Raw genomic sequence first — 11,746 nt, forward strand, 5'->3', positions numbered from 1 at the left:
TATCCCCCCTTAGAACACAGTGCAGAGCACTTCGCCGCCAACACCAGCAGCCCGAGCAGCCCGATCAGTCATCACACCCTTGTTGGTGGAGACAATCGACACACCCAAACCGCCACGTACTTTCGGCAACTGGTCAACGGATTTGTACTGGCGCAGGCCAGGACGACTTACGCGCTTGAGCTCTTCGATGACCGGACGACCTTCGAAATACTTCAGCTCAATGGACAGTTGCGGCTTGGCGTCGCCACTGACCTGGTATCCCGCGATATAGCCTTCACCTTGAAGAACGTTGGCAACAGCCACCTTCAGAGTGGAAGACGGCATGCTTACGACGGACTTTTCGGCCATCTGGGCATTACGGATACGAGTTAGCATGTCCGCTAACGGGTCCTGCATACTCATGGGCTCTTAGCTCCTAATACAAAAAAATAAGCCTTGGACGGCTCGTGTCGCCAACAGGCACACCCCACAAAAATGCAAGGCTCAGGCGAGCCGGGCATTCTAGAGAGTTGCCAGAAACGAATCAAGCCCCATGAGGGGCTTGAGCGAAAAACAAACAGGACCCGCAGGGCCCTGGATGCTTTTATTACCAGCTGGCCTTAACCAGACCCGGCACGTCACCACGCATTGCAGCCTGACGCAGCATATTGCGCGCGAGGCCGAACTTGCGGTAAACGCCGTGCGGACGACCAGTCAGACGGCAGCGGTTGCGCAGGCGCGAAGCGCTTGCGTCACGAGGCTGCTTCTGCAGTGCGACCTGAGCTTCCCAGCGCGCTTCCGGAGAGGACTCCGGGCTTGCGATGATTGCTTTCAGTGCAGCACGCTTCTGGGCGAACTTGGCGACCGTTTGCTGACGCTTCAGCTCACGGTTCTTCATGCTTTGCTTAGCCATGTGCCTACTCCAATCAGTTACGGAACGGGAAGTTGAAAGCACGCAGCAGAGCGCGACCTTCTTCATCCGTCCGAGCAGTAGTGGTCAGAGTGATGTCCAGACCACGCAGGGCATCGATCTTGTCGTAATCGATTTCCGGGAAGATGATCTGCTCTTTGACGCCCATACTGTAGTTGCCGCGGCCATCGAAGGACTTGGCATTCAGGCCGCGGAAGTCACGCACGCGCGGCAGGGAGATCGAAAGCAGTCGATCCAGGAATTCATACATACGATCACTGCGCAGCGTGACCTTGACGCCGATCGGCCAGCCTTCGCGGACTTTGAAGCCTGCGATGGACTTGCGAGCGTGAGTCACTACAACCTTCTGGCCGGTGATCTTTTCCAGATCGGCAACAGCATTGTCGATGATCTTCTTGTCACCGATCGCTTCGCCGATACCCATGTTGAGGGTGATCTTGGTGATACGCGGAACTTCCATCACGTTGCCAAGCTTCAGTTCTTCCTTCAGCTTGGGCGCGATTTCCTTCCGATAAACTTCTTTTAGTCGTGCCATGGTTATCTACCTAGCAGTCTCAAGCGTCAACCGGCTTCTGGGTCGACTTGAAGACACGAATTTTCTTGCCCTCTTCAACCTTGAAGCCAACGCGGTCTGCCTTGTTGGTCTCACCGTTGAAAATGGCGACGTTAGAGACGTGCAAAGGCGCCTCCTTCTCGACGATACCGCCCTGAACGCCGGACATCGGGTTAGGCTTGGTATGGCGCTTCACGAGGTTGATCCCGCCAACGACCAGACGGTCGTCCGCGAGGACCTTCAGCACCTTACCGCGCTTGCCCTTGTCTTTGCCGGCGATGACGATGATCTCGTCGTTGCGACGAATCTTTTGCATGCGGCTACTCCTTACAGCACTTCAGGGGCGAGCGAGACGATCTTCATGAACTTCTCGGTACGAAGTTCACGCGTCACCGGCCCAAAGATACGGGTGCCGATAGGCTCCTGCTTGTTGTTCAGCAGAACAGCAGCATTGCCATCGAAGCGAATGATGGAGCCATCGGGACGACGAACACCGTGACGAGTGCGAACCACAACAGCGGTCATCACCTGGCCTTTCTTGACCTTGCCACGAGGAATCGCTTCCTTGACGGTTACTTTGATAATGTCGCCGATGCCGGCGTAACGACGGTGAGAACCGCCGAGCACCTTGATACACATGACGCGACGAGCGCCACTGTTATCAGCCACATCGAGCATGGATTGAGTCTGAATCATATAATTTCTCCGACCCCTAGCCCTTAGACTTCGACGGCGCGTTCAACGACATCAACCAGCATCCAGGACTTGGTCTTTGCCAGCGGACGAGTCTCGCGGATGGTGACCTTGTCGCCGATACGGCACTGGTTGGTTTCGTCGTGGGCGTGCAGTTTGGTCGAACGCTTCACGTATTTACCGTAGATCGGGTGCTTGACGCGACGCTCGATCAGAACGGTGATGGTCTTGTCCATCTTGTCGCTGACGACGCGGCCGGTCAGCGTGCGGACGGTTTTCTGAGCTTCAGCCATGATCACTTACCTGCCTGCTGGTTGAGCACAGTCTTGACACGAGCGATGTCGCGCTTGACTTGCGAGAGCAGGTGAGACTGCCCCAACTGGCCAGTCGCTTTCTGCATACGCAGATTGAACTGGTCCCGCAGCAGCTCGAGCAGTTGCTCGTTCAGCTGCTCAACGGATTTTTCACGAAGTTCATTCGCTTTCATCACATCACCGTCCGCTTAACAAAGGAGGTGGCGAGCGGCAGCTTTGCAGCGGCCAGGGCGAAAGCCTCACGCGCCAGCTCTTCGGAAACACCCTCGATCTCGTAGAGCACCTTGCCCGGCTGAATCTGGGCTACCCAGTACTCGACGCTACCCTTACCTTTACCCATCCGGACTTCCAGAGGCTTCTTGGTTACAGGCTTGTCGGGGAACACGCGGATCCAGATCTTTCCGCCACGCTTTACGTGACGGGTGAGCGCACGACGTGCAGCCTCGATCTGACGCGCGGTCAGACGACCACGGGAAACAGACTTCAGCGCGAACTCGCCGAAGCTGACCTTGCTACCGCGCTGAGCCAGACCACGGTTGTGGCCGGTCATCTGCTTGCGGAATTTTGTACGCTTGGGTTGCAACATTTGGCGTACCCCTTACTTAGCAGCTTTTTTACGAGGAGCAGGCGCTTGAGGCTTGAGCTCTTCATGGCGACCACCAATTACTTCGCCCTTGAAGATCCACACCTTCACGCCGATCACACCGTAAGTGGTGTGCGCTTCGTAAGTGTTGTAATCGATATCGGCACGCAGGGTGTGCAGAGGCACACGACCTTCGCGATACCACTCGGTACGGGCAATTTCAGCCCCACCCAGACGACCACTGACCTGGATCTTGATGCCTTTGGCACCAATGCGCATGGCGTTCTGTACGGCGCGCTTCATGGCGCGACGGAACATCACGCGACGCTCCAGCTGCTGAGCTACGCTCTGTGCAACCAGCATTGCGTCGAGCTCCGGCTTGCGGATCTCTTCGATATTGATGTGCACCGGCACACCCATTTGCTTGGTCAGGTCCTGACGCAGCTTCTCAACATCCTCACCCTTCTTGCCGATCACAATGCCGGGACGAGCGGTGTGGATGGTGATGCGTGCGGTTTGAGCCGGGCGATGGATATCGATACGGCTTACGGACGCGCTTTTTAATTTGTCTTGGAGGTACTCACGCACGTTCAGATCTGCAAGCAGATAGTCTGCATACGTACGGCCGTCTGCGTACCAGACGGAGGTGTGCTCCTTGACGATTCCCAGGCGAATGCCAGTGGGATGTACTTTCTGACCCATCTGATCGACTCCGTTACTTGTCCGCAACCTTGACAGTGATATGGCAAGACCGCTTGACGATGCGATCAGCGCGGCCTTTGGCACGCGGCATGATGCGCTTAAGCGAACGCCCCTCGTTGACGAAGACCGTGGAGACTTTCAAGTCATCCACATCTGCGCCTTCGTTGTGCTCGGCGTTGGCAACGGCCGACTCCAGCACTTTCTTCATGATCTCGGCGGCTTTCTTGCTACTGAAAGCCAGGAGGTTGAGCGCTTCGCCCACCTTCTTCCCGCGGATCTGGTCGGCGACCAGGCGGGCTTTCTGGGCGGAGATGCGAGCGCCCGACAACTTAGCGGCTACTTCCATCTTTCCTTACCCCTTAGCGCTTGCCTTTCTTGTCCGCCACATGCCCGCGATATGTACGGGTTGCAGCGAACTCGCCGAGTTTGTGGCCGACCATGTCTTCGGACACGAGGACCGGTACATGTTGACGACCGTTATGTACAGCGATGGTCAGACCGACCATTTGCGGCAGGATCATCGAACGACGCGACCAGGTTTTAACTGGCTTACGATCGCTCTTTTCCACCGCCGCTTCGACCTTCTTCAGTAGGTGAAGATCGATAAAAGGACCTTTTTTCAGAGAACGCGGCACTGTCGTATCCCTCTAGTTACTTGCGACGACGGACAATCATGTTATCGGTGCGCTTGTTAGTGCGGGTCTTCGCGCCCTTAGTCGGGAAGCCCCATGGCGACACCGGATGACGACCACCGGAGGTACGACCTTCACCACCACCGTGCGGGTGATCGACCGGGTTCATCGCGACACCACGAACGGTAGGACGAATGCCCTTCCAGCGCTTAGCCCCTGCCTTGCCCAGCGAACGCAGGCTGTGCTCGGAGTTCGAGACCTCGCCCAGGGTCGCACGGCACTCGGCCAGCACCTTGCGCATCTCGCCGGAGCGCAGACGCAGCGTCACGTAGGAACCCTCACGAGCAACCAGCTGAGCCGAAGCGCCAGCGGAGCGAGCGATCTGAGCACCCTTACCCGGCTTGAGCTCGACACCGTGAACGGTAGAACCCAGCGGAATGTTGCGCAGCGGCAGGCTGTTGCCAGCCTTGATCGGAGCATTGATGCCCGAGACCAGCTGATCGCCAGCGCTTACACCCTTCGGCGCGATGATGTAGCGACGCTCACCGTCGGCATACTTCAGTAGCGCAATGTGCGCAGTACGGTTCGGGTCATATTCGATACGCTCGACGATGGCAGGAATGCCATCCTTGTTGCGACGAAAATCAACCAGACGGTAATGCTGCTTGTGACCACCGCCAATGTGGCGAGTGGTGATACGACCGTTGTTGTTACGGCCGCCAGTCTTCGACTTCTTCTCGAGCAGCGGTGCGTAAGGAGCGCCTTTGTGCAGCTCCTGATTGACCACCTTGACCACAAAACGGCGGCCCGCGGAAGTCGGTTTGCATTTAACGATTGCCATGATGCACCCCTTCCTTACTCAGCACTGCCGGAGAAATCGAGATCCTGGCCCGGCTGAAGCGCGATATACGCCTTCTTCCAGTCGTTGCGCTTGCCCAGACCGCGAGCGGTACGCTTGGTCTTGCCCTGAACGTTCAGGGTGTTGACGGCGGCAACCTTCACGTCGAACAGGCTCTCAACAGCCTTCTTGATTTCCAGCTTGGTTGCGTCGGTCGCAACCTTGAAAACGAATTGCTTCTTGCTGTCAGCCAGCACGGTAGCCTTCTCAGAGACGTGCGGACCAAGCAGGACTTTGAATACGCGTTCCTGGTTCATCCCAGCAGCTCCTCGAATTTCTTCACAGCCGACACGGTGATCAACACCTTGTCATAGGCGATCAGGCTGACCGGATCGGAACCCTGGACATCACGCACATCGACATGCGGCAGGTTGCGCGCAGCCAGGTACAGGTTCTGATCGACAGCATCGGAAACGATCAGCACATCGCTCAGACCCATGCCATTGAGCTTGCTAGCAAGCACTTTGGTTTTCGGCGCGTCGACGGCGAAATCTTCTACGACAACCAGACGCTCGGAGCGGACCAGCTCAGCAAGGATGGAACGCAGCGCAGCGCGATACATCTTCTTGTTCAGCTTCTGATCATGATTCTGAGGACGCGCGGCGAATGTTACGCCACCGCCACGCCAGATCGGGCCACGACTGGTACCAGCACGAGCACGACCTGTGCCCTTCTGGCGCCACGGACGCTTGCCACCACCGGACACATCGGAGCGGGTTTTCTGCTGCTTGCTACCCTGACGACCGCCGGCCATGTAGGCGACGACTGCCTGGTGCACCAGCGTCTCGTTGAACTCACCACCAAAGGTGCGATCGGAGACTTCGATGGCCTGTGCGCCATTTACATTCAATTGCATGTGAACTCCCCCTTAACCGCGAGCCTTGGCGGCCGGACGCACGAGCACGTCACCACCAGTGGCACCGGGCACTGCGCCCTTCACCAAAAGCAGATTCCGCTCAGCATCGACACGCACGATTTCCAGAGACTGCACGGTTACGCGCTCGGCGCCCATGTGCCCGGACATCTTCTTGCCCTTGAATACACGACCTGGGGTCTGGCACTGACCGATAGAGCCCGGGACGCGGTGGGATACGGAGTTACCGTGGGTATTGTCCTGACCACGGAAGTTCCAGCGCTTGATGGTACCGGCAAAGCCTTTACCCTTGGACTGACCGGTGACATCCACCATCTGTCCAGCCTGGAAAATCTCAGCGTTGATCTGGTCACCAGCCTGGAACTCCTCGCCATCGAGGCGGAATTCCCAGACGCCACGACCAGCAGCAACATTCGCTTTAGCGAAGTGACCGGCCTGAGCCTTGGTAACACGGGACGCGCGACGCTCGCCGACAGTGACCTGCACTGCACGATAGCCATCGCTCTCTTCATTCTTGAACTGAGTGACGCGATTCGGCTCGATCTCGATGACCGTAACCGGAATAGAGACACCATCCTCGGTGAAAACGCGGGTCATACCGCATTTGCGACCGACTACACCAATAGTCATTTTGAAACCTCTTGAGTGTACGGGGCTTTCACCCGCTATGGCCGCCCATTTCAGAGCGTTACACGACTAAAACTCTCAGGTTTTAGCCGAGGCTGATCTGCACTTCCACACCAGCCGCAAGATCGAGCTTCATCAGCGCATCGACGGTTTTGTCGGTCGGCTGAACAATGTCCAGCACACGCTTGTGGGTTCGAATTTCATACTGATCGCGCGCGTCTTTATTGACGTGCGGGGAGACCAGCACAGTGAACCGCTCTTTGCGGGTTGGCAGCGGAATCGGACCACGCACCTGAGCACCAGTACGTTTCGCGGTTTCCACGATTTCCTGGGTTGATTGATCGATCAGGCGATGGTCAAAAGCCTTCAACCGAATACGGATTTGTTGGTTTTGCATTTTGACCTCAGACTCCAAGTAGCCACCCTACCAGGCGCAATACCCCCGGTAAAAGGAGGCGCAATTGTACGGATGCGCCCATAGGGTGTCAATAAATGATCAACAATAGAAAAAGGCCCCCGAGGGGGCCTTTTTCATCATCGTCAATTATTACTCGACGATCTTGGCAACCACGCCGGCACCAACGGTACGACCACCTTCGCGAATTGCGAAGCGCAGGCCGTCTTCCATGGCGATCGGCTTGATCAGGGTGACAACCATTTTCACGTTGTCGCCCGGCATTACCATCTCAACGCCTTCCGGCAGTTCGCACGAACCGGTCACGTCGGTGGTACGGAAGTAGAACTGCGGACGATAGCCCTTGAAGAACGGAGTGTGACGACCACCCTCTTCCTTGGACAGAACGTACACTTCGGCTTCGAACTTGGTGTGCGGCTTGATGGTGCCCGGCTTGGCCAGAACCTGGCCACGCTCGACGTCATCACGCTTGGTACCACGCAGCAGAACGCCGCAGTTCTCACCGGCACGACCTTCGTCGAGCAGCTTGCGGAACATTTCGACACCGGTACAGGTGGTCTTGGTGGTATCACGCAGACCAACGATCTCGATTTCTTCCTGAACCTTGACGATGCCGCGCTCAACACGACCAGTCACAACGGTACCGCGACCGGAAATGGAGAACACGTCTTCGATCGGCATCAGGAACGGCTTATCGATGGCGCGAACCGGCTCAGGGATGTAGGTATCCAGAGTCTCGACCAGCTTCTTGACCGCAGTAGTGCCCAGCTCGTTGTCATCTTCGCCATTCAGCGCCATCAGCGCGGAACCGATGATGATCGGCGTGTCGTCACCCGGGAAATCATAGGTCGACAGCAGATCACGAACTTCCATTTCGACCAGCTCGAGCAGCTCGGCGTCGTCGACCATGTCGGCCTTGTTCAGGAACACGACGATGTACGGAACACCCACCTGACGGGACAGCAGGATGTGCTCGCGAGTCTGCGGCATGGGGCCGTCAGCAGCGGAGCAAACCAGGATCGCACCATCCATCTGGGCTGCACCGGTGATCATGTTCTTCACATAGTCAGCGTGACCCGGGCAGTCAACATGCGCGTAGTGACGGACATTGGAGTCGTACTCTACGTGAGCGGTGTTGATGGTGATACCGCGAGCCTTCTCTTCCGGCGCGCTATCGATCTTGTCGAAGTCGACACGAGCGGAGCCGAAAACTTCGGAGCACACGCGAGTCAGAGCAGCAGTCAGAGTGGTCTTGCCATGGTCAACGTGACCAATGGTGCCGACGTTGACGTGCGGTTTGTTACGTTCGAACTTTTCCTTAGCCACGACAGTAAACCTCTTACTTAAAGGGCTGAATCAACCTTGTTTTTTGACGAGCGTCTCGACGATATTCGCCGGCGCCTCAGCGTATTTGGAGAATTCCATGGAGTAGCTCGCGCGACCCTGAGACATGGAACGAACGTCGGTTGCATAACCGAACATTTCCCCAAGCGGAACCTCGGCACGGATAACCTTGCCGGAGACCGAGTCTTCCATACCCTGGATCAGACCACGACGACGGTTCAGGTCACCCATTACATCGCCCATGTAGTCTTCAGGGGTCACTACTTCAACCTTCATGATCGGCTCAAGCACTTTACCGCCGCCCTTACCGGCCAGCTGCTTGGTCGCCATGGAAGCTGCAACCTTGAACGCCATCTCGTTAGAGTCGACGTCATGGTAGGAACCATCGAACACGGTAGCCTTCAGGCCGATCAGCGGATAGCCGGCGACAACGCCGTTCTTCATCTGCTCTTCGATACCCTTCTGGATCGCCGGGATGTATTCCTTCGGAACCACACCACCTACCACTTCATTGGTGAACACCAAGCCTTCAGTGATATTGCCCTTTTCATCCACGTCTGGAGTGGAGAAACGGATCCAGCAATGACCGAACTGGCCGCGACCACCGGACTGACGAACGAACTTACCTTCGATCTCGACATTGTCCTTGGTGATAGTTTCGCGGTAAGACACCTGCGGCTTGCCGATGTTGGCTTCGACGTTGAACTCGCGACGCATACGATCGACAAGGATGTCGAGGTGAAGCTCACCCATGCCCGAGATGATGGTCTGACCGGTTTCTTCGTCGGTCTGAACACGGAACGATGGATCTTCCTGAGCCAGCTTGCCCAGCGCGATACCCATCTTCTCCTGGTCAGCCTTGGTCTTCGGCTCAACGGCTACCGAAATTACCGGCTCAGGGAAGTCCATGCGCTCGAGAATGATCGGCTTGTCGATCGAGCAGAGCGTGTCACCAGTGGTGACATCCTTCATGCCGATCAGAGCAGCGATATCACCCGCGCGACACTCCTTGATCTCTTCACGCTGGTTGGCGTGCATCTGCACCATCCGACCCACGCGCTCCTTCTTGCCCTTGACCGAGTTCATCACCGAGTCACCGGAAGAGAGGACGCCGGAGTAGACGCGAGCGAAGGTCAAGGTACCGACGAAGGGGTCGGTAGCGATCTTGAACGCCAGAGCAGAGAAAGGCTCTTCATCGTTGGCGTAACGCTCATCGGTCAGCTCTTCGTTATCCGGGTTTACGCCCTGGATTGCGGGAATTTCAGTCGGCGCAGGCAGGAAGTCGATAACGGCGTCGAGAACCAGGGGCACGCCCTTGTTCTTGAACGACGAGCCACAGACAGCCGGAACGATTTCACAAGCAATGGTGCGCTGACGCAGACCAGCCTTGATCTCTTCGACGGTCAACTCACCACCTTCGAGATACTTGTTCATCAGCTCTTCATTGGCCTCGGCCGCAGCCTCGATCATGTTCGAGCGATACTCTTCGGCGAGATCCATCAGCTCTGCCGGAATTTCTTCCTCACGGTAGCTGGTGCCCTTGTCCTCATCGTTCCAGTAGATGGCCTTCATCTTGATCAGATCGATCTGACCTTCGAAGTTCTCTTCGGAACCAATTGCGAGCTGAACCGGCACCGGAGTGTGACCCAGGCGCTGCTTGATCTGGCCGACGACACGCAGGAAGTTGGCACCCTGACGGTCCATCTTGTTCACGTAAACGATACGCGGCACACCGTACTTGTTGGCCTGACGCCATACGGTTTCGGACTGCGGCTCAACGCCAGAGGTACCACAGAACACAACCACAGCACCATCGAGAACGCGGAGCGAGCGCTCCACCTCGATGGTGAAGTCAACGTGACCGGGTGTATCGATGACGTTGACGCGGTACTTGTCGTACTGACCGCGCGAACCCTGCCAGAAGGTCGTTACAGCAGCAGAGGTAATGGTAATACCCCGCTCCTGCTCCTGAACCATCCAGTCGGTAGTCGCTGCGCCGTCGTGCACTTCACCCATCTTATGGCTGAGGCCGGTATAGAACAGAATCCGCTCCGTGGTGGTGGTCTTGCCCGCGTCTACGTGGGCACAGATACCGATGTTACGGTAGCGGTTGATAGGGGTAGTACGGGCCACAATAAGGTCCTCGTAAAAGTTGCGCTTGATTTAGAAGCGGTAGTGCGAGAAGGCCTTGTTGGCTTCAGCCATACGGTGGACATCTTCGCGCTTCTTGACTGCAGCGCCTTTACCTTCAAAAGCATCCATCAGCTCGCCAGCAAGGCGCAGCGCCATGGATTTCTCGCCACGCTTACGCGCGGCATCTACCAGCCAGCGCATGGCCAGCGCATTGCGACGGGAAGGACGAACTTCGACCGGAACCTGATAGGTAGCACCGCCAACACGGCGGGACTTGACTTCGACCAGCGGAGCGATGGCATCGAGTGCTTTTTCGAAGATTTCCAGGGGATCGCTGTTCTTGCGCTCCTTCACCTTGTCCAAGGCACCATAAACGATACGCTCGGCAACAGCTTTCTTGCCGCTTTCCATCACGTGGTTCATGAACTTGGCCAGGATCAGACTTCCGTATTTCGGATCGTCAAGGATCTCGCGCTTGGCTGCTACACGACGTCTTGGCATTGATAAGCCCTCAAACGGTCTTCAGGTTAGCTCGGAACGGTAACGCGCAGGCTACGTCCGACCTTACTCTTATCGACTCAAATAAATAGAAATGCTGCTTACTTCGGACGCTTGGCGCCGTACTTGGAACGACCCTGCTTACGGTCTTTCACGCCGGAAGTATCCAGCGAGCCGCGCACGGTGTGGTAACGCACACCCGGAAGGTCTTTTACACGACCGCCACGGATCAGCACCACGCTGTGCTCTTGCAGGTTATGACCTTCACCGCCGATGTACGAGGCGACTTCATAGCCATTGGTCAGACGAACACGGCACACTTTACGCAGTGCGGAGTTCGGTTTCTTCGGCGTGGTGGTGTACACACGAGTGCACACGCCACGACGTTGCGGGCAGTTTTGCAGCGCAGGGACGTCGCTTTTCTCGACGACCCGCTTACGCGGCTGACGTACCAGCTGGTTGATAGTTGCCATCTACTAGCTCCACTGTTGTCTTTCGACACAAACGAAAATGGCAGGGCACGAAGCCCCGCCAAATTAGGGGTACGAGAGTCTAAAGAGCTTCTCGCCC

At 56.8% G+C, this 11,746-nt stretch carries 20 protein-coding genes; all 20 read right to left on the bottom strand.

Annotated elements, in window-relative coordinates; genetic code table 11:
* Nucleotides 1-9: 9 nt before the first annotated feature.
* Nucleotides 10-402, bottom strand: coding sequence for a 30S ribosomal protein S8 (rpsH, locus tag LW136_RS18715; protein ID WP_003293036.1), 393 nt, complete (start codon nucleotides 400-402; stop codon nucleotides 10-12).
* 184 nt (nucleotides 403-586) lie between these two features.
* Nucleotides 587-892, bottom strand: a complete 306-nt coding sequence (gene rpsN / locus LW136_RS18720) for a 30S ribosomal protein S14 (protein ID WP_014821629.1) — start codon at nucleotides 890-892, stop codon at nucleotides 587-589.
* A 13-nt stretch (nucleotides 893-905) separates the two neighbouring features.
* The gene (gene rplE, locus LW136_RS18725; RefSeq protein ID WP_003304066.1) at nucleotides 906-1,445 is read right to left on the bottom strand and encodes a 50S ribosomal protein L5; all 540 of its coding nucleotides are present in this window, start codon (nucleotides 1,443-1,445) and stop codon (nucleotides 906-908) included.
* A 19-nt stretch (nucleotides 1,446-1,464) separates the two neighbouring features.
* Complete coding sequence (gene rplX / locus LW136_RS18730; protein WP_003304067.1) at nucleotides 1,465-1,779, bottom strand: 50S ribosomal protein L24; 315 nt, start codon at nucleotides 1,777-1,779, stop codon at nucleotides 1,465-1,467.
* An 11-nt stretch (nucleotides 1,780-1,790) separates the two neighbouring features.
* On the bottom strand, nucleotides 1,791-2,159 hold the full coding sequence (rplN, locus tag LW136_RS18735) for a 50S ribosomal protein L14 (RefSeq protein WP_003281831.1): 369 nt from the start codon (nucleotides 2,157-2,159) through the stop codon (nucleotides 1,791-1,793).
* Nucleotides 2,160-2,182: 23 nt separating this feature from the next.
* Complete coding sequence (rpsQ, locus tag LW136_RS18740) at nucleotides 2,183-2,449, bottom strand: 30S ribosomal protein S17 (protein WP_003293030.1); 267 nt, start codon at nucleotides 2,447-2,449, stop codon at nucleotides 2,183-2,185.
* A 2-nt stretch (nucleotides 2,450-2,451) separates the two neighbouring features.
* Nucleotides 2,452-2,643, bottom strand: coding sequence for a 50S ribosomal protein L29 (gene rpmC / locus LW136_RS18745; RefSeq protein WP_003281834.1), 192 nt, complete (start codon nucleotides 2,641-2,643; stop codon nucleotides 2,452-2,454).
* Nucleotides 2,643-3,056 (bottom strand): 50S ribosomal protein L16, encoded by a 414-nt coding sequence (gene rplP / locus LW136_RS18750; RefSeq protein ID WP_003281836.1) that lies wholly within the window; start codon nucleotides 3,054-3,056, stop codon nucleotides 2,643-2,645. Before rplP ends, rpmC begins: the two co-directional genes overlap by 1 nt.
* A 12-nt stretch (nucleotides 3,057-3,068) precedes the next feature.
* A complete protein-coding gene (rpsC, locus tag LW136_RS18755) occupies nucleotides 3,069-3,755 on the bottom strand; it encodes a 30S ribosomal protein S3 (protein ID WP_003289210.1) in 687 nt (228 codons plus the stop codon).
* 13 nt (nucleotides 3,756-3,768) lie between these two features.
* Nucleotides 3,769-4,101, bottom strand: a complete 333-nt coding sequence (gene rplV / locus LW136_RS18760) for a 50S ribosomal protein L22 (RefSeq protein WP_003103908.1) — start codon at nucleotides 4,099-4,101, stop codon at nucleotides 3,769-3,771.
* A gap of 13 nt (nucleotides 4,102-4,114) precedes the next feature.
* The gene (rpsS, locus tag LW136_RS18765; protein WP_014821630.1) at nucleotides 4,115-4,390 is read right to left on the bottom strand and encodes a 30S ribosomal protein S19; all 276 of its coding nucleotides are present in this window, start codon (nucleotides 4,388-4,390) and stop codon (nucleotides 4,115-4,117) included.
* A 16-nt stretch (nucleotides 4,391-4,406) separates the two neighbouring features.
* Nucleotides 4,407-5,228, bottom strand: a complete 822-nt coding sequence (gene rplB / locus LW136_RS18770; protein WP_003281841.1) for a 50S ribosomal protein L2 — start codon at nucleotides 5,226-5,228, stop codon at nucleotides 4,407-4,409.
* Nucleotides 5,229-5,242: 14 nt separating this feature from the next.
* A complete protein-coding gene (gene rplW / locus LW136_RS18775) occupies nucleotides 5,243-5,542 on the bottom strand; it encodes a 50S ribosomal protein L23 (RefSeq protein ID WP_003281842.1) in 300 nt (99 codons plus the stop codon).
* Nucleotides 5,539-6,141 (bottom strand): 50S ribosomal protein L4, encoded by a 603-nt coding sequence (gene rplD, locus LW136_RS18780; protein WP_014821631.1) that lies wholly within the window; start codon nucleotides 6,139-6,141, stop codon nucleotides 5,539-5,541. Before rplD ends, rplW begins: the two co-directional genes overlap by 4 nt.
* A gap of 12 nt (nucleotides 6,142-6,153) precedes the next feature.
* Complete coding sequence (rplC, locus tag LW136_RS18785; protein WP_014821632.1) at nucleotides 6,154-6,789, bottom strand: 50S ribosomal protein L3; 636 nt, start codon at nucleotides 6,787-6,789, stop codon at nucleotides 6,154-6,156.
* 82 nt (nucleotides 6,790-6,871) lie between these two features.
* Nucleotides 6,872-7,183 carry a 30S ribosomal protein S10 gene (gene rpsJ, locus LW136_RS18790; protein WP_003186070.1) on the bottom strand — a complete coding sequence of 104 codons (312 nt, stop codon included), beginning with the start codon at nucleotides 7,181-7,183 and terminating at the stop codon, nucleotides 6,872-6,874.
* A 150-nt stretch (nucleotides 7,184-7,333) separates the two neighbouring features.
* On the bottom strand, nucleotides 7,334-8,527 hold the full coding sequence (gene tuf / locus LW136_RS18795; RefSeq protein WP_014821633.1) for an elongation factor Tu: 1,194 nt from the start codon (nucleotides 8,525-8,527) through the stop codon (nucleotides 7,334-7,336).
* A 30-nt stretch (nucleotides 8,528-8,557) separates the two neighbouring features.
* Entirely contained in the window at nucleotides 8,558-10,678 is a 2,121-nt protein-coding gene (gene fusA, locus LW136_RS18800; RefSeq protein ID WP_041015124.1) for an elongation factor G, read from the bottom strand.
* Nucleotides 10,679-10,708: 30 nt separating this feature from the next.
* Complete coding sequence (rpsG, locus tag LW136_RS18805) at nucleotides 10,709-11,179, bottom strand: 30S ribosomal protein S7 (protein ID WP_003280834.1); 471 nt, start codon at nucleotides 11,177-11,179, stop codon at nucleotides 10,709-10,711.
* A gap of 98 nt (nucleotides 11,180-11,277) precedes the next feature.
* Nucleotides 11,278-11,649: a 30S ribosomal protein S12 gene (gene rpsL / locus LW136_RS18810; RefSeq protein ID WP_003280832.1), complete on the bottom strand. Its 372-nt coding sequence runs from the start codon at nucleotides 11,647-11,649 to the stop codon at nucleotides 11,278-11,280.
* Nucleotides 11,650-11,746: the final 97 nt, after the last annotated feature.

The organism is Stutzerimonas kunmingensis (assembly GCF_021432085.1).
Classification (GTDB): domain Bacteria; phylum Pseudomonadota; class Gammaproteobacteria; order Pseudomonadales; family Pseudomonadaceae; genus Stutzerimonas.